General features: G+C 60.8%; 31 protein-coding genes. 27 read left to right on the forward strand and 4 right to left on the reverse strand.

Annotation, left to right across the window (positions count from 1 at the left end):
* From CHR90_RS19395 to CHR90_RS02295, 8 genes are all read left to right on the forward strand, one after another.
* Positions 1–188: hypothetical protein (locus CHR90_RS19395; RefSeq protein ID WP_170941261.1), on the forward strand; the 188-nt coding region annotated here is incomplete at its 5' end.
* 35 nt (positions 189–223) lie between these two features.
* Positions 224–1615 (forward strand): hypothetical protein, encoded by a 1392-nt coding sequence (locus tag CHR90_RS02265; RefSeq protein ID WP_094407316.1) that lies wholly within the window; start codon positions 224–226, stop codon positions 1613–1615.
* 1 nt (position 1616) lies between these two features.
* Positions 1617–2549: a putative Ig domain-containing protein gene (locus CHR90_RS02270; protein WP_094407318.1), complete on the forward strand. Its 933-nt coding sequence runs from the start codon at positions 1617–1619 to the stop codon at positions 2547–2549.
* Positions 2550–2643: 94 nt separating this feature from the next.
* On the forward strand, positions 2644–3627 hold the full coding sequence (locus CHR90_RS02275) for a hypothetical protein (RefSeq protein ID WP_094407320.1): 984 nt from the start codon (positions 2644–2646) through the stop codon (positions 3625–3627).
* Complete coding sequence (locus CHR90_RS02280; protein WP_141210854.1) at positions 3624–4022, forward strand: hypothetical protein; 399 nt, start codon at positions 3624–3626, stop codon at positions 4020–4022. Before CHR90_RS02275 ends, CHR90_RS02280 begins: the two co-directional genes overlap by 4 nt.
* Positions 4023–4080: 58 nt before the next feature.
* Entirely contained in the window at positions 4081–4770 is a 690-nt protein-coding gene (locus CHR90_RS19490; protein ID WP_188775335.1) for a structural protein, read from the forward strand.
* Positions 4767–5018 carry a hypothetical protein gene (locus CHR90_RS02290; RefSeq protein WP_094407324.1) on the forward strand — a complete coding sequence of 84 codons (252 nt, stop codon included), beginning with the start codon at positions 4767–4769 and terminating at the stop codon, positions 5016–5018. Before CHR90_RS19490 ends, CHR90_RS02290 begins: the two co-directional genes overlap by 4 nt.
* Before the next feature lie 151 nt (positions 5019–5169).
* A complete protein-coding gene (locus tag CHR90_RS02295; RefSeq protein ID WP_094407326.1) occupies positions 5170–5430 on the forward strand; it encodes a hypothetical protein in 261 nt (86 codons plus the stop codon).
* A gap of 97 nt (positions 5431–5527) precedes the next feature.
* Here the strand turns inward: CHR90_RS02295 and CHR90_RS02300 are convergent, their stop codons facing one another.
* Entirely contained in the window at positions 5528–6115 is a 588-nt protein-coding gene (locus tag CHR90_RS02300; RefSeq protein ID WP_094407328.1) for an SOS response-associated peptidase family protein, read from the reverse strand.
* A 417-nt stretch (positions 6116–6532) separates the two neighbouring features.
* Positions 6533–6760: a hypothetical protein gene (locus CHR90_RS02310; RefSeq protein ID WP_094407332.1), complete on the reverse strand. Its 228-nt coding sequence runs from the start codon at positions 6758–6760 to the stop codon at positions 6533–6535.
* Between the two features lie 241 nt (positions 6761–7001).
* On the opposite strand from CHR90_RS02310, the gene CHR90_RS02315 reads away from it, so the two are divergent.
* The 5 genes from CHR90_RS02315 (at position 7002) to CHR90_RS02340 (ending at position 10374) form a co-directional block, all read left to right on the forward strand.
* Positions 7002–7232 carry a hypothetical protein gene (locus CHR90_RS02315; RefSeq protein ID WP_094407334.1) on the forward strand — a complete coding sequence of 77 codons (231 nt, stop codon included), beginning with the start codon at positions 7002–7004 and terminating at the stop codon, positions 7230–7232.
* A 1335-nt stretch (positions 7233–8567) separates the two neighbouring features.
* On the forward strand, positions 8568–8966 hold the full coding sequence (locus CHR90_RS02325; RefSeq protein WP_141210854.1) for a hypothetical protein: 399 nt from the start codon (positions 8568–8570) through the stop codon (positions 8964–8966).
* 58 nt (positions 8967–9024) lie between these two features.
* A complete protein-coding gene (locus tag CHR90_RS19500; RefSeq protein WP_188775335.1) occupies positions 9025–9714 on the forward strand; it encodes a structural protein in 690 nt (229 codons plus the stop codon).
* Positions 9711–9962 (forward strand): hypothetical protein, encoded by a 252-nt coding sequence (locus tag CHR90_RS02335; RefSeq protein ID WP_094407324.1) that lies wholly within the window; start codon positions 9711–9713, stop codon positions 9960–9962. Before CHR90_RS19500 ends, CHR90_RS02335 begins: the two co-directional genes overlap by 4 nt.
* 151 nt (positions 9963–10113) lie before the next feature.
* Positions 10114–10374 carry a hypothetical protein gene (locus CHR90_RS02340; RefSeq protein WP_094407326.1) on the forward strand — a complete coding sequence of 87 codons (261 nt, stop codon included), beginning with the start codon at positions 10114–10116 and terminating at the stop codon, positions 10372–10374.
* Positions 10375–10471: 97 nt separating this feature from the next.
* Here the strand turns inward: CHR90_RS02340 and CHR90_RS02345 are convergent, their stop codons facing one another.
* Both CHR90_RS02345 and CHR90_RS02355 read right to left on the reverse strand, forming a co-directional pair.
* The gene (locus CHR90_RS02345) at positions 10472–11059 is read right to left on the reverse strand and encodes an SOS response-associated peptidase family protein (protein ID WP_094407328.1); all 588 of its coding nucleotides are present in this window, start codon (positions 11057–11059) and stop codon (positions 10472–10474) included.
* A 417-nt stretch (positions 11060–11476) separates the two neighbouring features.
* Positions 11477–11704 (reverse strand): hypothetical protein, encoded by a 228-nt coding sequence (locus CHR90_RS02355; protein WP_094407332.1) that lies wholly within the window; start codon positions 11702–11704, stop codon positions 11477–11479.
* Positions 11705–11945: 241 nt separating this feature from the next.
* On the opposite strand from CHR90_RS02355, the gene CHR90_RS02360 reads away from it, so the two are divergent.
* The 14 genes from CHR90_RS02360 (at position 11946) to CHR90_RS02425 (ending at position 21972) form a co-directional block, all read left to right on the forward strand.
* The gene (locus CHR90_RS02360; RefSeq protein ID WP_094407334.1) at positions 11946–12176 is read left to right on the forward strand and encodes a hypothetical protein; all 231 of its coding nucleotides are present in this window, start codon (positions 11946–11948) and stop codon (positions 12174–12176) included.
* Positions 12177–12981: 805 nt separating this feature from the next.
* Complete coding sequence (locus CHR90_RS19975) at positions 12982–13980, forward strand: phage tail assembly protein (protein WP_477181432.1); 999 nt, start codon at positions 12982–12984, stop codon at positions 13978–13980.
* On the forward strand, positions 13980–14111 hold the full coding sequence (locus CHR90_RS02370) for a GpE family phage tail protein (protein WP_212668592.1): 132 nt from the start codon (positions 13980–13982) through the stop codon (positions 14109–14111). The genes CHR90_RS19975 and CHR90_RS02370 overlap by 1 nt, the downstream gene beginning before the upstream one ends.
* 57 nt (positions 14112–14168) lie before the next feature.
* Positions 14169–15392, forward strand: coding sequence for a DNA circularization protein (locus CHR90_RS02375; RefSeq protein WP_094407340.1), 1224 nt, complete (start codon positions 14169–14171; stop codon positions 15390–15392).
* Positions 15393–15394: 2 nt separating this feature from the next.
* Positions 15395–16489 (forward strand): phage baseplate assembly protein, encoded by a 1095-nt coding sequence (locus tag CHR90_RS02380; protein WP_094407342.1) that lies wholly within the window; start codon positions 15395–15397, stop codon positions 16487–16489.
* The gene (locus CHR90_RS02385; RefSeq protein WP_094407344.1) at positions 16486–16992 is read left to right on the forward strand and encodes a phage baseplate assembly protein domain-containing protein; all 507 of its coding nucleotides are present in this window, start codon (positions 16486–16488) and stop codon (positions 16990–16992) included. The genes CHR90_RS02380 and CHR90_RS02385 overlap by 4 nt, the downstream gene beginning before the upstream one ends.
* Before the next feature lie 56 nt (positions 16993–17048).
* Positions 17049–17321: a phage tail assembly protein gene (locus CHR90_RS02390; RefSeq protein WP_094407346.1), complete on the forward strand. Its 273-nt coding sequence runs from the start codon at positions 17049–17051 to the stop codon at positions 17319–17321.
* Positions 17318–17446: a GpE family phage tail protein gene (locus CHR90_RS02395; RefSeq protein ID WP_141210855.1), complete on the forward strand. Its 129-nt coding sequence runs from the start codon at positions 17318–17320 to the stop codon at positions 17444–17446. Before CHR90_RS02390 ends, CHR90_RS02395 begins: the two co-directional genes overlap by 4 nt.
* Positions 17447–17541: 95 nt before the next feature.
* Entirely contained in the window at positions 17542–18450 is a 909-nt protein-coding gene (locus tag CHR90_RS19095) for a hypothetical protein (protein WP_141210856.1), read from the forward strand.
* 163 nt (positions 18451–18613) lie between these two features.
* The gene (locus tag CHR90_RS02405; protein ID WP_170941264.1) at positions 18614–19846 is read left to right on the forward strand and encodes a hypothetical protein; all 1233 of its coding nucleotides are present in this window, start codon (positions 18614–18616) and stop codon (positions 19844–19846) included.
* 71 nt (positions 19847–19917) lie between these two features.
* On the forward strand, positions 19918–20190 hold the full coding sequence (locus CHR90_RS02410; RefSeq protein ID WP_094407354.1) for a hypothetical protein: 273 nt from the start codon (positions 19918–19920) through the stop codon (positions 20188–20190).
* Positions 20191–20198: 8 nt separating this feature from the next.
* Positions 20199–20315 carry a hypothetical protein gene (locus CHR90_RS19895; RefSeq protein WP_420866590.1) on the forward strand — a complete coding sequence of 39 codons (117 nt, stop codon included), beginning with the start codon at positions 20199–20201 and terminating at the stop codon, positions 20313–20315.
* Positions 20316–20480: 165 nt separating this feature from the next.
* The gene (locus CHR90_RS19100) at positions 20481–20933 is read left to right on the forward strand and encodes a hypothetical protein (protein WP_141210857.1); all 453 of its coding nucleotides are present in this window, start codon (positions 20481–20483) and stop codon (positions 20931–20933) included.
* Between the two features lie 358 nt (positions 20934–21291).
* Complete coding sequence (locus CHR90_RS02425) at positions 21292–21972, forward strand: hypothetical protein (protein WP_094407358.1); 681 nt, start codon at positions 21292–21294, stop codon at positions 21970–21972.
* Positions 21973–22091: the final 119 nt, after the last annotated feature.

Here is a 22091-nt window from a genome sequence, read left to right on the forward strand (position 1 = left end):
CGAACGCCTGTCTGCGGTCGGCGGATGGGGCGGGGTTCAGCGACTATTCCCCCGTGCCTGACCCTTACTACGTCAACGATATGGCCGCGTCTGGGCGGCGCTACATCGCGGTTTGCTATGACCGCACCGGGAACAGCGGCGCCACCTGGCAGACCGATAAATTCCTCATCCTCGACGTTCCGGCCTAGCCCGGATCGTCCAATCCCAAACGATCGGAGGGGTCATGCCCTACACACCGCTCAATTTCGGCAGTCGGGCGCCGAACGATGGCGAGTCTTTTCTGACGGCCTTTACCAAGGTCGATGCCATGTTAGCGCAAATCTTTGGCGTGCTGGGGCAGCCCATCGTCTACCCGCCGCTGCTAACCTCGCTTGCGGCCTTAACCGGCGTCGGGCTGATCCGCCGCACGGCGGAGGGGTTGGCGGGCACCGTGCCGCTGACCGGCCTAGGCGAGGCGCTGATCGGCGCCAGCAGCCCAGCGGCCTTGCGCGGGGTGCTGCAATTGGGGGCGGCGGCGCTGCTCGGCACCAGCGGGGCGGGATCGGTTCTTGTGCGCGGGCCGGACGGCAAATTGCCGCCGGGCGATTTACCTGCGCAGTCGGTGCTGGATGTGCTGGATGCCGCGACCGAAATCGAGATGCTGGCGCTGGATGCCCAGAAGGGCGACATCTGCCTGCGGCCCGCGACCGACCCGGCCAAGGTTGGTTACATCGAGGTCTATATGCTGCAGGGCACGGGTGACCCGACCGTGCTGGGCAATTGGCGGCTGCTGACCGAATGGGGGCCGGAATCGGTCGCCAGCGTGTTTGGGCTGCGCGGCATTGTTAAAATCGACCAATTGCCGCAGGCGCCGGGGGCCATTGCCGATGGGGATGCGCTGGTGATCCAGTCGGCAGCGACCGGGCAGCACTACCGGATTAGCCGGGCGGCCTTGGTGGCGGGGCTGGCGGGGTCGATTACGGCGGGTGTCATCTCCGGGCTGGCGGTCGGCGGTACGGCAGCCGCCCCGACCTTAACCCTGACCGGGCTACGGTTGCCGGATGGCAATGGGCAAGTGACTGCTGGGTCGGCGGGTCTGTTTGCCTATGATACCAATACTGGCGCGCCCTTCCGATTGCCGCTGCCGGGGTTGATCGGCGCCCTGCCGCCGCGCGGATCGGTGCTGGAAACCGACCAAGTGGCGCTAGCGACGCCGGGCGGTCTGTTTAAGACGCCGGTTGGTGCTTTGCTGGCCGGTCGGCGGTTCGACCGGCCCGTGCTGGCGGGCGCGGTGCAAGCAGTCGCCCCGGTCGCGGAAATCAGCGGGGCGCTTGCCCTCGATCCCAGTGCGGTCCCCCGGGTCTATTGGTTCCGGCTGACCGGGCCGGTAACGCTGGTCTTGCCGCCGCGCCCGACCGGGCCGGATGTGCAGGGCGAAATCGAATTGATCCTGGACCAAGATTCGACGGGCGGTCGCACGCTGATTATTCAGCCGCCGTCCGGGGAAAACCTGCGCTGGCACAATGGGATTGCGCAGTCGATCTGCCTAACGCCCGGCGGGCGCACGCGCCTGACGCTGCAGGCGCTGGCGGGCGATACCCGCTGGGACGTGGCGATCACCCATAAGGATGAATGACATGCTGGGGCTGATTGCTTTTCGCACGCGCCTGGGGTCGGCCCGCCTGCCGCCCGCGTGGGTGACAAACTCGCCTCTGCCCGATGCCGAATGGGAGGCGGCCTATTCGTCGGTGCTGCTGGCGACGACGGAGGCGCCGCCGGTTAGCTATAGTCTCCCCTCGGGCAGCTTGCCGCCGGGGTTGGCCCTGGTCGGGGATACAATCAGCGGCACCCCGCGCCCGGCCCCGACCGCGCCCGTCTGGGGGACGGCGGCGGGTAGTTTAGGCAGCGCGACCCAGGGCGGCGCTTTCGCCGCTACCTTGACCGCCAGCGGCGCCGCCAGCTTTGCCGTGCGGGCCGGGCGCTTGCCCTGGGGGGTAACGCTGGATGGGGAGACGGGGGCGATCTCCGGCACGCTGGCGGTGATCGGCGGTGTGACCGACGATCCTGGCCCGCCGCCGGTCTGGGTAACCGCAGGGGGCAGCCTTGGCACGGTGCGGGAAACCTATAATGGCACCAACGAACCGGTCGCCCTTAGCCTCGCGGCAACCGGGGCGGCGGTCTACACGATAAGCGGCGGCGTGTTGCCCTGGGGCCTGACGCTCGACCGCGATACCGGCGCGCTGGCGGGCGTGGTGCGGAATATCGGCGGCGGTACCTGGGAGCCGGATACGGTTGTTACGTGGTCCGCCCCAGCGTCTACTAATCTCGGCACGTTCGCGCGCGGAACGTCGGTCGGTACGATCACGCAGACTGTCGATCCAGTAGGCTCTAGCTTTTATGTTTTAGGCGGCGTGATGCCTTGGGGTGTGCTGTTAAGCCGCAATGGCGGGTCGATCAGCGGCACCGTTAGCAATGAGAATGCGCCGGGGACTTACAATTTTACAGTTGGCTGTGCCGCCAATCCCGGCTTCGCCTTCGGCACGCGCGCCTATTCGATCACCATCACCTAGCGGCCTCAAGTAGCGCAAAGCGCGATAGGCCAAATCAAACCCGGCCTCAAGCAGGCCAAAGGCCGATAGGCCAAACCCAAAAAGGGAGGGCGGCATGCCCGAAGTGTTTAATTTCACCGCCCGCGCCACGGCGGCGAGCGGGGCTTTTGCCGACCGGGATTTTTCGATCACGGTCAACAATACCCAAATCAATCGGCTGCTGGCGGTCGGCCAAAGTGGCGCGGCGCGGTCGATTAACTCGCTGACGCCCTGGGTTCTCATCCCTGGGGTGAAGGGCGATAGCGCCGCCTATGGCGACCGCTGGCTGATCTGGGACCAGACGGCGGGGGTGATGTGGACGTCCCCCGATGCGATTAACTTCACCAGCTTTGTGCCGGGGCTGCCGAGTGGGTACACGTCCCTCGGTTTCCTGCGCTGGCGGGCCGGGGCTTGGTGGGGGGTCGGCAGCACGGGTAGCGCGCTCGCCGTTCTGACCAGCACAGACGGCGGGTTGACGTGGGTTGTCGCGGGCGCGACGCTTGCGGCATCCACTGCATTTTCCTTCGAGCGGTCGGAGGGCGGGGCATCGATCATCGCGACTATCACCGATTGGTACTTCCGGACCAGCGATACCGACGCCTGGAGCTTGGTGAAGACTTTTGCCAGCAGCGGTTACCGCTTTCAAATCGCCCACCTGAACGGCATCTGGTTCGGGCCGAATGATACGCTGCCAAATGGCCTGCTGGCACGGTCTACCGATGGGCAAGGCTGGTTTGCGCAGAGCAACCCCACCGTTCTAACCGGCGGCGGCTATTATCGTGGGATGGCCTGGGGTAACGGCCATGCGGTTGCGCATGTTTATTATGAGCCGCAGGCGGTTGCCAGTACCGATGCCGGGCTGACCGTTCAGGCTGCGGCGGCGCTGCCAAGCGGTTCGGTCCTTTACGATACCGAATGCCCCATCGTCTGCGTCCAGGGGCGGTTCGTGATGCTGGGGGATACCGGGCGCACCTTCGCCGCATCAACCCCCGCCGGGCCGTGGAATGCCAGCAATCTGCCTGCCGGTCTCAATCCCTCGACGCTGGCGGTACGGCCATGATGGACCGGGATATTGCCGCACGGATCCTTGAGGCTCTGGACGACGCAAAGCGCTGGCGGGCGCGGATGGAGGCGAATTTCAATCTTCTGTCCCAGCAGGTTGCGGAAGTGACGAAGGAAGTCGAAGTCCGCGCTGAAAATGCCGATCAGCGCCACCGGGAAACCAGCGCGCGTTTGCGCGATGCCGAAGCTGCTTTGCGCGCGGCGGGGGCTGGGGCGGTCGACGTGAATATCTCCCAAGGCAATCAAACCGTGGGGGCGGAGCCTGCCGCGACCGCCACCCGGTCAAGCCTGCCCAAAGCCGCTGCTGCTGTCGGCGGTAGCGGGTTTTTCGGCTGGCTGGCTGGCGGCGGCTGGGACCAGATCAGCGCCTTCTTCAAAAAACTGGGCGGTTAGCCCGGTCCTAAATCCACGAAATCCGCCGCCTTCGGGCGGCTTTTTTATGAGGTGCATTATGGCGCAAGCCAAAGCCGCGCCCGCGCAAACGCGCGGGGAACGCAATAATAATCCGGGCAATATCGACTACAGCCCTAATAACCCTTGGCGAGGAAAACTGCCGCGCGACGTGAGCATCGAGCCGCGCTTTGAACGGTTCGACAGCGCGCTCAACGGTGGGCGGGCTGCGGTGAAGCTGGTCGAGTTCTATAAAGATCGGCGGGGAATCAATACGATCCGTGGGGTAATTTCGACCTGGGCGCCCGCAAACGAGAACAACACGCGCGCCTATGTGGATGCAGTCGCCCGGGCGGTCGGTGTCGATCCTGACGAAATCGTTGACCTAACCGAATACCGGATCATGCGCCCGCTGCTGGAAGCGATCATTCGCCACGAGAACGGACGGGTGATCTATAGCCCTGAAGAGATTGACGAAATGCTGCGGCGGGCCGGGATCGTGAACCCGGCGGCTCCGGCAATCCCCCCGAAACCCGCAAAAGCCCCCGCAGCATCGACGGCCAGTGCGGCGGGGGTTTCCGGCGGCGGCGTGCTGGCGACGGCGATTGCCGTTGTCACCGAGCCGAACCTGCGCGAGGCCGTTGCTGCCCTGGACTATAAATGGCTGCTGGCAGCGTTGGCCGTGGCGGGGGTGCTGCTGTCTGCCTACGCGGCCTATCGCGCCGCCCGCGCCAATCGAGCGGCGCCGTGATCGCCGCGCTTGCGTGGCTGACCGGATCGGCCTGGGGGCGCTATGCCGCCCTCGGGCTGCTAGCAGCCGCTGCCATCGGCCTGCTGTTGTGGCGGGCCTATGCCGCCGGGGAAACCGCGACCCGCGCCAAGGCACAGGAGAACACGATAGATGCCCTGCAAACCCGTATCGAAACTGACGATTCGTTGCGCGCTCTTAGCCCTGACACTCGGCGCCAGCGGTTGCAGCAGTGGTCGACAGATCCTTGACGGCTGTGCCGGGTGGTCAGCGATCCGCCCCACCAGCCGGGATATTGCCGTCATGTCCGACGAGTTAACCGGCCAAGTCCTAACCCATAACGAGACCGGCGCCGCGCGCGGCTGCTGGCCTCGTCCCACTCTAAAACGCTAGGAGGTTTTCATGTTCCAAACCGGCCAGCCGGTGTTCGTTGTTCGTCCCGAATACCCGGAAACGATCCACGCGGCGATTATCGCCCTGCCGCCCGATGGGGCTGATCTGTCCTATGCCGTCGATCTGCCGGACGGCAGCCGCCACCGGCTCATGTCGCAGTTTATCGCGACCGACCCAGCGGCGGCGCGGGTGATCCAGCAAAGTGCCCTGCTGGCGCGCGCGGACTATTTCGCTCGTAAGGCGGCAGATTTGCGGGGTATGGCGGCATGATGCCCTACGTTAATCCGAACCTCGCCATTCTGGGGTCGGGCCTGATTTGGTGGGCGCTGGCCTGGGATGTTGCGGTGTATTTCTGGGGGCCTAAGCGCTAACCGAATAAGTCGGGCTGGCGGTTTATGGGCGGGGCAGGGGCTTGGACGGGGGAAAGTCCGGCGGCGATGCGCCCCGCCTCAAACTGCCCCGCCCCGATCCAGGCTGCGGCGCGCTCCTCCGTTTCCAGCAGGACCGGCATAGCCTTCGGGTGAACCGCCGCGACGGGTTCGGCGCTCTCGGTGGTCAGGATCGAAAACCGGGGCAGGGGTTCGCCGGGCAGCCTGCCCCAGATGCCTGCGAAGAAAACGGTTTCTCCGGTGCCGAACCAATGTTTTCGTTTGCGGGCGTCATGCTCGCAGAAGGCTATCACCGGCACCAGGGCGCGCTGCCCGATCCAGGGGCGCCAGAAAGCGCTGCCAAGATTCCGAGTGTTGTAAACCGGTCCAGGCCCATATTGCGGCGGGGAGGGGAAACCCCAAGTCGCTTCGATGCCAGTCAATCCATCGTCCGTGACAACGATGATCGGCGCGCTATCGGTCGGGCGGATCGAGTGCAGCCCGTCCGAAGGCTGCCAGACCCATTGAACGCCTTTGAACAAGGCAGCGCCGCCGATGGGCGTGCGAACGGTATATAGGTTACACATGACCGGATTTAACCCCGCCTATCGCCGGGCGTCTAGCGCGTCAGGTCTTGGGGGCGGGGCGTCGATGCGGGTTCGCCCGCGTTCAACTTTTCCATGATCTGATGATATGGTTCGTCGCACAGCATCATACCCAAGGTCGCAAGCCTGAGTGCCGTCCCCTTTGGGCTAGGATATATCCAGGCTATTCTCTCCGGCCGCACATAGACTGTTTGGCTGCGCCGGTACAGGTGCACCCATTCGCCGCCAAGTCTTAGGCGTGTCGCGGATGGCTCGCCAACAACTTCAATGCCCCGCAGGCCGGACCCGCACAAATACGATCTTTGCGGGTCTCTGATCCGCCCGGTGAAGCGACTGCCGCCGATCAAGCAAACGGCCTCGGCCCTGACCAAAATCCGTTCGCCTCGGGGATTGAAGAACTCAACGAACATGGCCGGGGGCAGGGCGGGCGGGAATGCGTTGCAGAATCTCGCTACCGCTCAGAAGCCGAAGCGAGGCGGCGGGCATCTGTTCGGCGATAGCCGCAAGGCTGACAACGGCGGCGGCGTGAACATCGGTTTCAAGCAAGATCGCGACGCCGTTATCGTCAGCATCAACCTGTTGAATTTGAAAGCGATAATCCCAAAAACTGCGCAGCCGGTTCACCATGTCCCTATTCCGTCAAGACGTGAACATAGGAAGAACATAAACTGGCGACGCGGTTTTAGGAAGAGGGAAGCCCCGCAATCTTTGGAAGCGGGGGCTGGGGGTCGCAGGTTCGAATCCTGTCGCTCCGACCAATTTTCCCCCGAAATTAAAAATAACCTGTTTTCTGTCGCTCGTGAGCGGCGAGTTGCTTTATCCATGAAATTCCATCGTGTATCTTCAACCGAAGATAGGCGGGGGGACGATGGAAGGCAAAATTCTGCAAGTCGTTGGCCAAGTTGCCGGGATAGGTGGTTTGGCTTTGGCGGTGATGCTGTTTTTATTCAAGGACATCATCCGTAAAAACATTTTCCCCAAACTTCCGCCTGGCGCGGCCGAACGCATTTTGACCCTGCTGATTCGGGGTGTCCTTCTCGTAACGCTCGTCGGTATGGGGCTTTGGGTGCTGGTGGTCCTAGCCGGACCGAAAAGCTAGGGGGCGGCTGCCCGTCATGGAGAATCAGACTTTAGCCCTGATCGGCCGAGTTATTGGTCCTGGCAGTTTGGCCCTGGCCGTGATGCTTTTTTTGTTAAGGCATATCATCCGCAAGAATATTTTTCCAACGCTGGCACCGGACGCGGCGGAGCGACTCTTGAGCCTGATTATCCGCGGCACCTTGCTCGTGACACTCCTTGGCATGGGGCTTTGGGCGGTCGTTGAATTGGCGGGATCGAGCGAGGGCAATGGATGGTTCCTTGGCCTCGCGATCATTGCGGCGCTGGTAATAACCCCTTTGTTGTGGCGGGCAACGCTGCGCCCCGCGTCGGTGCGCAATAGTCCTGTGCAAGCCCAGTCGGGGGGCCTAGCCTTTGCGGGCGCGGTTCACGATAGCCCGATTACGATCATCAATCAGGGGATCGACCAAGAGTCTTTGCGTCAAGTCTTGGCGTTGGCGGGGGCCAAGGATCAAGCGTCGCAGCAAGCCCTCGATGCGCTCAGCAAGCGCCTTGATCTCACGAACGCGCAGATTTTAGCGGCGTATCGCATTATCGAGGTCGCGGAGATTTCCCCCGAACAGGCGATAGCACGCTTGTCCGAGCATTTTCAGGAACTTCATCGCCTGCGGGCGGCCGTTGCAGTCCAGCCTGGCGAAAGCCGGGCGATCCAGGCCCTGCGCGCCACCGCCAAAGCGCGATGGGAGGCAGCCGATTATGATGGGGTCGATGCGGCGCTGGCCGAAATCGAAGGCCTACAAAGCGCCGGGATGGCCGAAACCAAAGCCCAACGCGGTGATGCGGCCATGGCGGCCCGCCGCTTCCGCGACGCTGCCCGGCATTTTGCTAGGGCGGCGCACCTGCTGCCAAACCACCGGGAATATTGTTTTCGGCAGGCGGAAGCCCTCTATCGCGAGGGCGACGAGCGGGGCGAAAATGCGGCCCTCGCTGAGGCGATTGCCGTGTTTCGCGGCATTCTCACCAGGATCGGCCGGCGGGCGGAGGGCGATGCTTGGGCCCGCGTACAGAATAATCTCGGCAACGTGCTCCGGTCGCTTGGCGAGCGGGAGCCAGGGACGGCGCGGTTGGAGGAAGCGGTCGTCGCCTATCGAGCCGCCTTGGAGGAGTGGACCCGCGCCCGCGTGCCGCTCCAATGGGCGGCGACCCAGAGTAATCTTGGCACTGCGCTTCAGTCGCTTGGGAAGCGGGAGCCGGGGACGGCGCGGTTGGAGGAAGNGGATACCGGGCGCACCTTCGCCGCATCAACCCCCGCCGGGCCGTGGAATGCCAGCAATCTGCCTGCCGGTCTCAATCCCTCGACGCTGGCGGTACGGCCATGATGGACCGGGATATTGCCGCACGGATCCTTGAGGCTCTGGACGACGCAAAGCGCTGGCGGGCGCGGATGGAGGCGAATTTCAATCTTCTGTCCCAGCAGGTTGCGGAAGTGACGAAGGAAGTCGAAGTCCGCGCTGAAAATGCCGATCAGCGCCACCGGGAAACCAGCGCGCGTTTGCGCGATGCCGAAGCTGCTTTGCGCGCGGCGGGGGCTGGGGCGGTCGACGTGAATATCTCCCAAGGCAATCAAACCGTGGGGGCGGAGCCTGCCGCGACCGCCACCCGGTCAAGCCTGCCCAAAGCCGCTGCTGCTGTCGGCGGTAGCGGGTTTTTCGGCTGGCTGGCTGGCGGCGGCTGGGACCAGATCAGCGCCTTCTTCAAAAAACTGGGCGGTTAGCCCGGTCCTAAATCCACGAAATCCGCCGCCTTCGGGCGGCTTTTTTATGAGGTGCATTATGGCGCAAGCCAAAGCCGCGCCCGCGCAAACGCGCGGGGAACGCAATAATAATCCGGGCAATATCGACTACAGCCCTAATAACCCTTGGCGAGGAAAACTGCCGCGCGACGTGAGCATCGAGCCGCGCTTTGAACGGTTCGACAGCGCGCTCAACGGTGGGCGGGCTGCGGTGAAGCTGGTCGAGTTCTATAAAGATCGGCGGGGAATCAATACGATCCGTGGGGTAATTTCGACCTGGGCGCCCGCAAACGAGAACAACACGCGCGCCTATGTGGATGCAGTCGCCCGGGCGGTCGGTGTCGATCCTGACGAAATCGTTGACCTAACCGAATACCGGATCATGCGCCCGCTGCTGGAAGCGATCATTCGCCACGAGAACGGACGGGTGATCTATAGCCCTGAAGAGATTGACGAAATGCTGCGGCGGGCCGGGATCGTGAACCCGGCGGCTCCGGCAATCCCCCCGAAACCCGCAAAAGCCCCCGCAGCATCGACGGCCAGTGCGGCGGGGGTTTCCGGCGGCGGCGTGCTGGCGACGGCGATTGCCGTTGTCACCGAGCCGAACCTGCGCGAGGCCGTTGCTGCCCTGGACTATAAATGGCTGCTGGCAGCGTTGGCCGTGGCGGGGGTGCTGCTGTCTGCCTACGCGGCCTATCGCGCCGCCCGCGCCAATCGAGCGGCGCCGTGATCGCCGCGCTTGCGTGGCTGACCGGATCGGCCTGGGGGCGCTATGCCGCCCTCGGGCTGCTAGCAGCCGCTGCCATCGGCCTGCTGTTGTGGCGGGCCTATGCCGCCGGGGAAACCGCGACCCGCGCCAAGGCACAGGAGAACACGATAGATGCCCTGCAAACCCGTATCGAAACTGACGATTCGTTGCGCGCTCTTAGCCCTGACACTCGGCGCCAGCGGTTGCAGCAGTGGTCGACAGATCCTTGACGGCTGTGCCGGGTGGTCAGCGATCCGCCCCACCAGCCGGGATATTGCCGTCATGTCCGACGAGTTAACCGGCCAAGTCCTAACCCATAACGAGACCGGCGCCGCGCGCGGCTGCTGGCCTCGTCCCACTCTAAAACGCTAGGAGGTTTTCATGTTCCAAACCGGCCAGCCGGTGTTCGTTGTTCGTCCCGAATACCCGGAAACGATCCACGCGGCGATTATCGCCCTGCCGCCCGATGGGGCTGATCTGTCCTATGCCGTCGATCTGCCGGACGGCAGCCGCCACCGGCTCATGTCGCAGTTTATCGCGACCGACCCAGCGGCGGCGCGGGTGATCCAGCAAAGTGCCCTGCTGGCGCGCGCGGACTATTTCGCTCGTAAGGCGGCAGATTTGCGGGGTATGGCGGCATGATGCCCTACGTTAATCCGAACCTCGCCATTCTGGGGTCGGGCCTGATTTGGTGGGCGCTGGCCTGGGATGTTGCGGTGTATTTCTGGGGGCCTAAGCGCTAACCGAATAAGTCGGGCTGGCGGTTTATGGGCGGGGCAGGGGCTTGGACGGGGGAAAGTCCGGCGGCGATGCGCCCCGCCTCAAACTGCCCCGCCCCGATCCAGGCTGCGGCGCGCTCCTCCGTTTCCAGCAGGACCGGCATAGCCTTCGGGTGAACCGCCGCGACGGGTTCGGCGCTCTCGGTGGTCAGGATCGAAAACCGGGGCAGGGGTTCGCCGGGCAGCCTGCCCCAGATGCCTGCGAAGAAAACGGTTTCTCCGGTGCCGAACCAATGTTTTCGTTTGCGGGCGTCATGCTCGCAGAAGGCTATCACCGGCACCAGGGCGCGCTGCCCGATCCAGGGGCGCCAGAAAGCGCTGCCAAGATTCCGAGTGTTGTAAACCGGTCCAGGCCCATATTGCGGCGGGGAGGGGAAACCCCAAGTCGCTTCGATGCCAGTCAATCCATCGTCCGTGACAACGATGATCGGCGCGCTATCGGTCGGGCGGATCGAGTGCAGCCCGTCCGAAGGCTGCCAGACCCATTGAACGCCTTTGAACAAGGCAGCGCCGCCGATGGGCGTGCGAACGGTATATAGGTTACACATGACCGGATTTAACCCCGCCTATCGCCGGGCGTCTAGCGCGTCAGGTCTTGGGGGCGGGGCGTCGATGCGGGTTCGCCCGCGTTCAACTTTTCCATGATCTGATGATATGGTTCGTCGCACAGCATCATACCCAAGGTCGCAAGCCTGAGTGCCGTCCCCTTTGGGCTAGGATATATCCAGGCTATTCTCTCCGGCCGCACATAGACTGTTTGGCTGCGCCGGTACAGGTGCACCCATTCGCCGCCAAGTCTTAGGCGTGTCGCGGATGGCTCGCCAACAACTTCAATGCCCCGCAGGCCGGACCCGCACAAATACGATCTTTGCGGGTCTCTGATCCGCCCGGTGAAGCGACTGCCGCCGATCAAGCAAACGGCCTCGGCCCTGACCAAAATCCGTTCGCCTCGGGGATTGAAGAACTCAACGAACATGGCCGGGGGCAGGGCGGGCGGGAATGCGTTGCAGAATCTCGCTACCGCTCAGAAGCCGAAGCGAGGCGGCGGGCATCTGTTCGGCGATAGCCGCAAGGCTGACAACGGCGGCGGCGTGAACATCGGTTTCAAGCAAGATCGCGACGCCGTTATCGTCAGCATCAACCTGTTGAATTTGAAAGCGATAATCCCAAAAACTGCGCAGCCGGTTCACCATGTCCCTATTCCGTCAAGACGTGAACATAGGAAGAACATAAACTGGCGACGCGGTTTTAGGAAGAGGGAAGCCCCGCAATCTTTGGAAGCGGGGGCTGGGGGTCGCAGGTTCGAATCCTGTCGCTCCGACCAATTTTCCCCCGAAATTAAAAATAACCTGTTTTCTGTCGCTCGTGAGCGGCGAGTTGCTTTATCCATGAAATTCCATCGTGTATCTTCAACCGAAGATAGGCGGGGGGACGATGGAAGGCAAAATTCTGCAAGTCGTTGGCCAAGTTGCCGGGATAGGTGGTTTGGCTTTGGCGGTGATGCTGTTTTTATTCAAGGACATCATCCGTAAAAACATTTTCCCCAAACTTCCGCCTGGCGCGGCCGAACGCATTTTGACCCTGCTGATTCGGGGTGTCCTTCTCGTAACGCTCGTCGGTATGGGGCTTTGGGTGCTGGTGGTCCTAGCCGGACCGAAAAGCTAGGGGGCGGCTGCCCGTCATGGAGAATCAGACTTTAGCCCTGATCGGCCGAGTTATTGGTCCTGGCAGTTTGGCCCTGGCCGTGATGCTTTTTTTGTTAAGGCATATCATCCGCAAGAATATTTTTCCAACGCTGGCACCGGACGCGGCGGAGCGACTCTTGAGCCTGATTATCCGCGGCACCTTGCTCGTGACACTCCTTGGCATGGGGCTTTGGGCGGTCGTTGAATTGGCGGGATCGAGCGAGGGCAATGGATGGTTCCTTGGCCTCGCGATCATTGCGGCGCTGGTAATAACCCCTTTGTTGTGGCGGGCAACGCTGCGCCCCGCGTCGGTGCGCAATAGTCCTGTGCAAGCCCAGTCGGGGGGCCTAGCCTTTGCGGGCGCGGTTCACGATAGCCCGATTACGATCATCAATCAGGGGATCGACCAAGAGTCTTTGCGTCAAGTCTTGGCGTTGGCGGGGGCCAAGGATCAAGCGTCGCAGCAAGCCCTCGATGCGCTCAGCAAGCGCCTTGATCTCACGAACGCGCAGATTTTAGCGGCGTATCGCATTATCGAGGTCGCGGAGATTTCCCCCGAACAGGCGATAGCACGCTTGTCCGAGCATTTTCAGGAACTTCATCGCCTGCGGGCGGCCGTTGCAGTCCAGCCTGGCGAAAGCCGGGCGATCCAGGCCCTGCGCGCCACCGCCAAAGCGCGATGGGAGGCAGCCGATTATGATGGGGTCGATGCGGCGCTGGCCGAAATCGAAGGCCTACAAAGCGCCGGGATGGCCGAAACCAAAGCCCAACGCGGTGATGCGGCCATGGCGGCCCGCCGCTTCCGCGACGCTGCCCGGCATTTTGCTAGGGCGGCGCACCTGCTGCCAAACCACCGGGAATATTGTTTTCGGCAGGCGGAAGCCCTCTATCGCGAGGGCGACGAGCGGGGCGAAAATGCGGCCCTCGCTGAGGCGATTGCCGTGTTTCGCGGCATTCTCACCAGGATCGGCCGGCGGGCGGAGGGCGATGCTTGGGCCCGCGTACAGAATAATCTCGGCAACGTGCTCCGGTCGCTTGGCGAGCGGGAGCCAGGGACGGCGCGGTTGGAGGAAGCGGTCGTCGCCTATCGAGCCGCCTTGGAGGAGTGGACCCGCGCCCGCGTGCCGCTCCAATGGGCGGCGACCCAGAGTAATCTTGGCACTGCGCTTCAGTCGCTTGGGAAGCGGGAGCCGGGGACGGCGCGGTTGGAGGAAGCGGTGGTGGCCTATCGCGCCGCCTTGGAAGAGCTAACCCGCGCCCGCGTGCCGCTCGAATGGGCGATGACCCAGAATAATCTCGGCACTGCGCTTCAGTCGCTTGGGGACCGGGAGCCGGTGACGGCGCGGTTGGAGGAGGCGGTGGTGGCCTATCGCGCCACCTTGGAAGAGCTAACCCGCGCCCGCGTGCCGCTCCAATGGGCGGCGANATTCCACCCCTTCCGCTTATCGTTCGATACGCGGTTTATCCCGGCCGGAGCCAGTCTCCGGCTTTTTCTTTTTGGAGATCCTTCCATGGACAAAGTGACCTATACGCTGCAGACCCCGGTTCAATTCACCCCCACGCGCCGGGTGGAGGAACTGGCTTTTAAGACTGATCTGACGGTGCGGGATATGCGCCGCCTCGACGGGCAACAGGGGGCGATTGCCAGTGGGGCAACGCTACTCAGCCTGCTGTCGGGTGAACCTATCGAGCTGATCGACGCGCTGTCGGCGGCTGATTTTCTGAAAGCGCAGGAAATGCTTGCCCCTTTCTTGAAGGATACGTTGGGAACTGGCGGGAACTGATCGCCGATCTTGCCGCGATCTTCCACTGGCCACCGTCGGAGCTTGAGGCGCTGACCCTGGCCGATGTGGTGTTCTGGCATCGAATCGCCGGGGAGTATCTCGGCCGTTCTGCGGTTCCGCCGACCGATTGACCTTTGCCCGTCCGGTCGCTGGCGAGGATCGGGCGGGCCGTCTTTCAGGAGAAAATCATGGCGCAAGTCACGCAACCGAAGCTGGCCCAGGCCAGTTTTCGCGGGGTACCGTTTACCTGCACTGCGCATGATCTGCGCGCGGGGCGGCGGATCGCCGATCATGTTTTTCCCCAGCGCGATCTGGGGTATCACGAGGATATGGGCCGGTCGGACCGCGAGGTATCGCTGACCGCCTACCTCAATGGCGACGATAGCGACGCCCAGCGCGACCGGCTGCTGGCGGCGGTGGAGGCGGCGGGGCCGGGGGAACTCTTCCATCCCTGGCTAGGCCGGATGATGGTTGTCGTTCGCTCCGTCACGGTGCGCGAAAGCCGCACGCAGCGGCGGCACGTCGAGGTCTCGCTGACCTTTGTCGAAGCGGGATCGGCAGCGGTGGTCGCATCGTTGATCGATACGGCGGCGCCCCTGCGCCTTGCGATCTCGGGCCTGACGGCGGCGGCGGAAACGGCGCTGGCGGGGCGCCTCGATCTGCGGCGCATGCCGGGGTTCGTAAAGCAAGACGCTCTGGCGGTATTTACCGAGGCAGCCGTGGGCGGGGAGATGATCCGCCTGAATACCCCCGGCCATGCCGCGCGCGGTTTCGCCGTCACGCAAGCGATCGACGCGGTGGCACGGCTTGGCACGCGCGGCCCGGTATCGGCGGGGGAGATCGCCCGCAGCCTGGGTGGTATGATGGCACTGCTGGCCGACGTGAGCCCCGACCCGCAGCGCGGGGTGGAGAATTTCACCGAGGCGTTTCAGACCTTCGGCAGCGCGCTACCCGGTATTCCGCTAACCACCAGCAACCGCCGCCGCCAGCAGCAGAACCGCTCGGCCCTTACCGATGCCGTGCAAATGCTGGGTCTCGGTGGGGCGACGCACCTTGCCGCCCGCATTCCGTTTCAGGAGTATGGGGAGGCGGTGGCCTGGCGGACGCGGATGAGCGATTGGTGCGATAGTGAAGCCGCAGCCGCCAGTCTGGCCCGCGACGATGATAGTTTCAGCGCACTCACCGGACTGCGCACCGCCTTCGTCGATCATGTAACGGCGGGGATGGGTACGCTCGCCCGCGCCCGCGACGTAACGCTGCCGACCGCGATGCCCTCGCTCGTGGCGGCCCATCGGCTGTATGGCGACGCGCGGCGCGGGGCAGAGGTGGCGGCGCGCAACCGTCGCTTGCTGCCGCAGGGGCACCCCGGCCTCATGCCGCCCCATGTGGCGCTGAGTATGGCGGGGGCATGAGCATGACCGAAGAAAAGGTCACCCTGCGCGTGAATGGTGCCGATTATGGCGGCTGGACCTCCGTTCGTGTGATAGCAGACGTTCGTGAGGGCGCGATTAACTTCAATTTGTCTCTGTCCGAACGCTGGCCGGAGCCACGCGCGGGGGAAACCGGTGGCGTGACAATCGTTAGCCGGGCGATCCGCATGGGCGATGCCTGCGAGGTGCGCATCGGCGGGACGTTGGTTTGCACGGGCTATGTGGACCGGCTGGAGAAATCCTACAGCGCGCAAGACCATCAGGTTTCCGTCTCCGGTCGCTCGAAGACCAGCGATCTTATCGATAGCGCCATCCCACGCCAGCAGCAAATCCGCGGCAAGAAGCTAGAGGAGATCGCCCGCGATCTCTGTGCTCCCCACGGTATCAACGTGATCGTCGAGGCCGATACCGGCGCGCCGATCGAGGAGTTTCACGCGAAAATCGGAGAATCGGTTCATGGCGAACTCACACGGCTGTGCGCCCTGCGCGCGCTTTTGGTCAGCGATGGGCCGGGGGGAGATATCATCCTTACCCGGTCTGGCGCGAGCGGCGGTCGGGCAACGCTACGGCTCGGCACCAGCCCCATCCGCAGTGCTTCCGCCCAATGGGACGGGGCCGACCGCTTCGGCACGACCATCGTTCGCGGACAGCAGCCGCTCGGCGGGTCCGGCCTCCGCGATGGCCCGGCAGTCGCTTTGGGCGAGAGCGTGGCAGAAGACCCCGAAATAAGGCCGAACCGCGTCCGCCTGCTCACCGCGCGCGGGCGGGCAACGGTGGATGATCTGCGGCAACAAGCCGATCAAGATATCCGCCGCCGCAAGGGGGCCGCCAGTTCGCTGAGCTATTCCTTAGCTGGATGGCGCCACTCGGGCGGCGGCTTGTGGTGGAAGGGGCTGACGGTGCGGGTGCAGGACGATCTTCTGGGGATTGATGGCGACTATCGCATCAGTTCCGTCGTGCTGGCGATCAGCGGGCAGGGGACAACCGCCGACCTGACGCTCGCGTTGCCCGAAGCCTATACCGATCCAAGCGATCCGACGCCGGGTGGTGGGCTGGGGGTGGCGGAGGAGGCAGCATGAGCAATGATAGCCGCGATCCCCTCTCCCGCTTCCTGGGAAGCAGCCTGCGGGCGCTCGATAATCTCATTGCGCGGGCCGTCATTCATCTCGTTGCAGCGGCGGGGCCAACCCAGCAGCTTCAGGCCGAAATTTCCGCAGGGGAGGTAAAAGAGGATCTAGACCTCTTAGAACCATATGGCTTCACCGCCCAACCCCTGCCGGGGGCGGTGGCGGTTTGCGTGTTCATGGGCGGCGAGCGCGATAATGGCGCGGCGATTTTGGCCCATGACCAAGATCAGCGGCCCCGCACTTTGGCCCCCGGCGATGTGGCGCTCTACACCGATCAGGATGACCCCGCCGCTGCTGCCCAGGATGCCTATCACCGCCTGCAGTTTGGCCGCGACCGGACCGTCACTCTGCGCGCCAAACGCCTCGATATCCAATGCGGCACCCAGCGGCTGATCCTCGATGAAACCGAGGGACTGCTGGTGCAGGCCAGCCAAATCCGCTTCGAGGAACTCTAACCGGATTTTCTGAACCAGCCCTTGAGCCGCAAGGCTTTTTATATGGAGAGATCCCCATGGACAAACTGACCTATACCCTTGAAACGCCCGTTCAATTCACCGCCAGCCGCCGGGTGGAGGAATTGCGGTTTCGGTCTGAATTGAAAGCCGGTGATCTGGAGCGGCTTGACCGTGCCGAGGGACGCATTGGCGGAACCTTTCAGATTCTAGCGGCCCTGTCGGGGGAACCCGTCGAGTTGATCCGCGCGCTGTCGGCGCAGGATTATTTGAAGATTGTCGAGTTCCTGCGCCCTTTCTGCCACCCATTCCTCGGAACTGGCGCGAGTTGAGGGCCGATATTGCGGCGATTTTCCACTGGCAGCCTTCAGAAATCCGTGCGCTAACGGTAGAGGATTTTCTGCTGGCCCATGCCGAAGCGGAAGCGCGTGTCCTGCTGATGCGCGGCGGGCGTTAGCTTGAGCGCGAGCGGAATTGGATGCCCTGTTCCGCTCTTGTTCATCCATCGAGCAGGCTCTACACTCCCGTTGGACGAGTAGAAGAAAGACGATCATGTCGCGCATGAACTTGACCCGCCGCTTCCTGCTGATAGGACTGCTCGGGGGGGCTGGCCTATGGGCAATCCGCAGCCCAACCTCGTCAACGCCCCAGAAAAAGCCGCTGCCCTGCGATGATCCGAATGTGCGGACCGAACGGCGCGATCCGGAGCCGCCACTGGTGCATGTGCGCTGGGCGATCGGGCGCAAAGATACGCTCCACATTCTTTCAGTCCCGATGCCGTATTTCCGATACCCGCCCTCGGCCTGCGTTTCTGGCTTTCTCGATCCGAAAGACCCGAGGAATTGGGAAAAATTCGTCCATCAATTGTTTTTGAAGGTTCGTTTATCGGATTTCTCGCCCTGGATGTACCTCACCCGCAAGGAGGAAGAGAAATATCGCTTGGATGATTTGGAGATTACTCTATATTCAACCTCTGGAGCTGAGGATAAATCAGGAATTATATCAAATAGATTTCAAATATATTCAAATACATATCTTAACGATCAGCACGTAAAAGGGCAACATGAAAGCTCTCCGGGAGATTTTTATCTTGGATTTAAGCCGGATAAATATGGTCTCAAGCATTATGGTGTCATCGGTGACATGAGTCATTTTTATAAGGCGGAGTATTGGCGGGGAGTGAGGTATAGGGACGTTTATTATTCGTATAATGAGCATGGAGAGAAGGAGGTTTATATTGAGGCGGTTGCTGACCAGTTATGGAATAATTTAGATAGATACCCAGAAATGGGGGGAGATGCATCAGTTTATCACCATTTTTACAACAAAAGATTAGACGCCGTTGTTGAGCTTGGCTACACGCGCCGTCAACTTTCGGCTTGGCGAGCGATCCAAGAACGGGTCGAGGCCTTTTTGAACGCGCTTCCTATCACCGCAAATCGGAGACTATATGATGGCTGATCTCACGCAGCAGGATTTTGCCGTCCTCAATGCCTTCGTTGTCGCAGAAGACCGTATCGGTTACTGGACCTATTTAATGGAGAAGGGCGATGCCTATGCTCGCCTCGCCCTCGGGGTTGTTACCAATGAAACCTTGAATGGCTTTGTCGCCAATGAATTCTTTATGGATGCCATCGAGCATGTTGGGATTCTGCCGACGCCGGAACTGATGCAAAATGTTGGTTTAGACATAATGGAGGCAGATCGCGACGCTCGCGTTAAAGCATTGGATGAAGGCCGTTCCCTCAATCTCTCCGTCAAAGATATTCAGAAATACCATCACACCGTTTTCCTGAAGCATACGCACGATCAAATCGGCGAACGCGGTTGGACGGCGGAACTTCCCCTGCGCCGATACGTCACCGAGGCCCGCCGTACCGGCGACTGGACCGAGGCGGATCGGCAATGGCGACAGTTGTTAGAGAGCGATCCCCGATCACTATTCAACCTGGGGGCCTTGGACCTTGGCTTCGACTCAAACTGGGACGCGGTCACTTCGGCGGGGCTGTTGCCTGTCTCGGACTGGATGGCGCGGATATACGGGCAGGATCGGGCCGGTGATCTTCTGAAGGAGCCGATTCCAGAGAATGATCTAGGCGACTATGCGCATTGGGCGTATCGAACAGGGATGTCTGCGCTGAAATATCAATTCGCAGCAGATCAATCTGTCAGTAATCGCTCCCTGACATTAATCGATGGCTATACGTGGGATGAAGAACGGCAGGCTTGGGTAATGTTCAAGCGGCCCCTACCAAATTTTGCCACATCGCCAAAGAATGTCTCCGGTAAATTGGGGGCTGGGGTAAAGCCGCTATATCCAGAGTTTTTGCTGATTGAAGCATCGCCCGAAATGACCGAAACGCTCAATCGCAAGCGCCAGAACCGACAGGATTGGTTCCACCAAAAGCGCCCCAATTTTGGTAATATCCCCGTTCCGGCGACCCTTGCGTTGGTCGAGCCGGTGCCGGGAGTACCGAACGGCCCAACGTCCAGCGCTCATTCGGAAGGCGCTTTTTCCAAAAGCTCGCCGTATCCGTCACTTCCCGCGCTTGAGATTCCTGCCCTCTCAACCGGAGAACAAATAGGGATCGATTTGGCGTTTTCCCCATCACTAACTTTGGTGACGGAGGCGGGCGGGCCGCAGCGGATCGAACGCCCCCCAGCGCCCGCGCCGGACGATGCGCCGGTGACCCTGAAACAGCTTCAAGACTCGCAGGAGGCGCTGTTTCTTGATCTGCGCGTAACGATGATGAACCAGCCTGCCCCGGAAATCGACATCCTCGCGCTCCGCAAGCAGCTTAAGCGCGAAGATTATCTCGACGTGCTGTCGGGCCGAACCATTCATAGCTACCCCTAACCGTCGCTCGGCCCTACCGCCCCCTGATCCCCGCCAGCCCTTCCGGCTGGTTTTTTTATGGAGAAATCCTGATGGACAAACTGACGTATACTCTCGCAACGCCGGTCCAATTCACCGCCAGCCGCCGGGTGGAGGAACTACACTTCCACACCGAGCTGAAAATCCGCGATCTGAAAGCCTTCGACCGGGCCGATGGCCCCCTGGGGGCAACCCTTTACCTGCTTGCCGCCCTGGCCGGGGAGCCGGTGGAGTTGATTGAAGCGATTGCGGCGGAGGAATATCCGAAGCTGTTGGATTTCCTGCGCCCTTTCTGCCACCCATTCCTCGGAACTGGCGCGAGTTAAGGGCCGATATTGCCGCCGTCTTCCACTGGCAACCCTCGGAAATCGACGCGCTGACAGTGGATGATTTCTTGCTGGCCCACGGGGAAGCCGAAGCGCGCCTGGGCCTGATGCGCGGCGTGCGCTAACCGGACTAAGAGGAACGGAACGGGATGATCCGTTCCGTTCTTGTTCATCCTCAGGACAAGCTTTATACTTGCATCCAGGCTTTATAGCTCGATAGTACCCGGTATTGAATTATGATTGTGAGCGGACATGCCTTCGCGACGCGGGGCAAAAGCAAGGGGGCCAATATGGCTATGCGTCTTCTAATGTGGACTAAGAGCAATCCGATTAAGTCGTTTTTCTTGATTCTATTTTTCCCCGTTTATGGATTTATATTTTATATTGCCATTGTTATTCCGATAGGATTAGCTCGGGATTGGTATTACGAAGAATTCCCTTTTTCCACGCTTGCGGTCAGGCTGTTTGCCGAACCGGGCGAGGAGACACTGATGTTCCGCTACCGTCTCGGGGATCGGCTGCTGTATGTCCGCTCCGATGTAGCGCAGCCTGCCCGGTATTCGGGAAGAGAAGCGACACTTTGTAATCCCTTATGGGGAGAGTGTAAGGTTTTTCCTTTACGTGTTCTCATACATCGGGACCCTGAAACCAATAAAGTCTGTATTGGTCGCTATCCGGACTGCCCATCTAATCCTAATATTTCTTATAATGATTATAATGTTTTTTGGATTGAGCCTATTTAATTCGGTATTATTAGGAGTTTATTGATTGATAATGTTTGCAAAAATGATTTTCATATTTCGTCATATGGAAATTATAAGAATTACTATATCGATAGGGCTGCCGGAACAAAGGAAGATATATGCAATTTCATTAAACCCAATGGCGTTTTCGATTCCCTCTTAACCGCTATGGAGACTGGTAATTATGACAAATTCCCCCGCAACCAACAAAAGATTTCCGCTGACTAATGCCCAGAAGGCCGAAATCGACTCATTAAAGGCCGATAAAAATTGGCCCGAGATTTATCGGTGCTTGGAGACTATTGCGCGTGCCGATTTATCTATTAAGCTCTAATGTTAGCAGAGTGGAGTATCAAGAATGATTAAGCGTTTTTTGAGGTGGCCGAAGAACAATCCTGTTAAATCGTTTTTCTTGATCCTATTTTCCCCAGTTTATGGGTTTATATTTTATGTTGTCATTGTTGTTCCGATAGCATTGACTCGAGATTGGTATTACGAAAAATTCCCTTTTTCCACGCTCGCAGTCAGGCTGTTTGCCGAACCGGGCGAAGATACGCTGATGTTCCGCTACCGTCTCGAGGATCGGCTGCTGTATGTCCGCTCCGATGTCGCGATGCCTGCCCGGTATTCGGGAAGAGAGAAGGCGATTTGTAATCCCCTCTGGGGAGAGTGCAAGGTTTTTCCTTTGGAAATATTGATATATAAGCAGCCGAATACCAATAAAATCTGTATTGGTCGCTATCCAGATTGCCCGTATGCGCTTGGCGCGAATTATGATTTGAAAGGGGAGTTTTCTATTAATTCAATATATCCTAATTTAAGGGTGAAAGATTTATTCAGTAATGCTTGTTTGAAGAGTTTTCATATTTCAACATATGGAAATTATAAGAATTACTATGTCGATAGGGCTGCCGGGACAAAGGAAAACCTATGTGATTTTATTCAACCTAATGGCGTTCTCGATTCCCTCTTAACCGCGATGGAGACTGGCAACTATGACAAATTCCCCCGCAACCAACAAAAGATTCCCGCTGACTGATGCCCAGAAGGCGGAAATCGACTCATTAAAGGCCGATAAAAATTGGCCCGAGATTTATCGACGGTTAGAGGCTGGTCACCTCGAATTACCGTGCGTTTTGCCGTAGCGAGAGAAGCTCA

The organism is Elstera cyanobacteriorum (assembly GCF_002251735.1).
Taxonomy (GTDB): Bacteria; Pseudomonadota; Alphaproteobacteria; order Elsterales; family Elsteraceae; genus Elstera; species Elstera cyanobacteriorum.

What these genes read in the sequence shown, in the direction of transcription:
- CHR90_RS02270 (WP_094407318.1), top strand. Translation starts at nt 1,617, where the DNA reads ATGCTGGGGCTGATTGCTTTTCGCACGCGCCTGGGGTCGGCCCGCCTG.
- CHR90_RS19095 (WP_141210856.1), top strand. Translation starts at nt 17,542, where the DNA reads ATGTCGCGCATGAACTTGACCCGCCGCTTCCTGCTGATAGGACTGCTC.
- CHR90_RS02315 (WP_094407334.1), top strand. Translation starts at nt 7,002, where the DNA reads ATGGAAGGCAAAATTCTGCAAGTCGTTGGCCAAGTTGCCGGGATAGGT.
- CHR90_RS19490 (WP_188775335.1), top strand. Translation starts at nt 4,081, where the DNA reads ATGGCGCAAGCCAAAGCCGCGCCCGCGCAAACGCGCGGGGAACGCAAT.
- CHR90_RS02300 (WP_094407328.1), bottom strand. Translation starts at nt 6,115, where the DNA reads ATGTGTAACCTATATACCGTTCGCACGCCCATCGGCGGCGCTGCCTTG.
- CHR90_RS02325 (WP_141210854.1), top strand. Translation starts at nt 8,568, where the DNA reads ATGATGGACCGGGATATTGCCGCACGGATCCTTGAGGCTCTGGACGAC.
- CHR90_RS02275 (WP_094407320.1), top strand. Translation starts at nt 2,644, where the DNA reads ATGCCCGAAGTGTTTAATTTCACCGCCCGCGCCACGGCGGCGAGCGGG.
- CHR90_RS19100 (WP_141210857.1), top strand. Translation starts at nt 20,481, where the DNA reads ATGGCTATGCGTCTTCTAATGTGGACTAAGAGCAATCCGATTAAGTCG.
- CHR90_RS02360 (WP_094407334.1), top strand. Translation starts at nt 11,946, where the DNA reads ATGGAAGGCAAAATTCTGCAAGTCGTTGGCCAAGTTGCCGGGATAGGT.
- CHR90_RS02280 (WP_141210854.1), top strand. Translation starts at nt 3,624, where the DNA reads ATGATGGACCGGGATATTGCCGCACGGATCCTTGAGGCTCTGGACGAC.
- CHR90_RS02295 (WP_094407326.1), top strand. Translation starts at nt 5,170, where the DNA reads ATGTTCCAAACCGGCCAGCCGGTGTTCGTTGTTCGTCCCGAATACCCG.
- CHR90_RS02425 (WP_094407358.1), top strand. Translation starts at nt 21,292, where the DNA reads ATGATTAAGCGTTTTTTGAGGTGGCCGAAGAACAATCCTGTTAAATCG.
- CHR90_RS02405 (WP_170941264.1), top strand. Translation starts at nt 18,614, where the DNA reads ATGGATGCCATCGAGCATGTTGGGATTCTGCCGACGCCGGAACTGATG.
- CHR90_RS02355 (WP_094407332.1), bottom strand. Translation starts at nt 11,704, where the DNA reads ATGGTGAACCGGCTGCGCAGTTTTTGGGATTATCGCTTTCAAATTCAA.
- CHR90_RS02410 (WP_094407354.1), top strand. Translation starts at nt 19,918, where the DNA reads ATGGACAAACTGACGTATACTCTCGCAACGCCGGTCCAATTCACCGCC.
- CHR90_RS02345 (WP_094407328.1), bottom strand. Translation starts at nt 11,059, where the DNA reads ATGTGTAACCTATATACCGTTCGCACGCCCATCGGCGGCGCTGCCTTG.
- CHR90_RS02385 (WP_094407344.1), top strand. Translation starts at nt 16,486, where the DNA reads ATGAGCAATGATAGCCGCGATCCCCTCTCCCGCTTCCTGGGAAGCAGC.
- CHR90_RS19500 (WP_188775335.1), top strand. Translation starts at nt 9,025, where the DNA reads ATGGCGCAAGCCAAAGCCGCGCCCGCGCAAACGCGCGGGGAACGCAAT.
- CHR90_RS02390 (WP_094407346.1), top strand. Translation starts at nt 17,049, where the DNA reads ATGGACAAACTGACCTATACCCTTGAAACGCCCGTTCAATTCACCGCC.
- CHR90_RS02310 (WP_094407332.1), bottom strand. Translation starts at nt 6,760, where the DNA reads ATGGTGAACCGGCTGCGCAGTTTTTGGGATTATCGCTTTCAAATTCAA.
- CHR90_RS02340 (WP_094407326.1), top strand. Translation starts at nt 10,114, where the DNA reads ATGTTCCAAACCGGCCAGCCGGTGTTCGTTGTTCGTCCCGAATACCCG.
- CHR90_RS02380 (WP_094407342.1), top strand. Translation starts at nt 15,395, where the DNA reads ATGACCGAAGAAAAGGTCACCCTGCGCGTGAATGGTGCCGATTATGGC.
- CHR90_RS02375 (WP_094407340.1), top strand. Translation starts at nt 14,169, where the DNA reads ATGGCGCAAGTCACGCAACCGAAGCTGGCCCAGGCCAGTTTTCGCGGG.
- CHR90_RS02265 (WP_094407316.1), top strand. Translation starts at nt 224, where the DNA reads ATGCCCTACACACCGCTCAATTTCGGCAGTCGGGCGCCGAACGATGGC.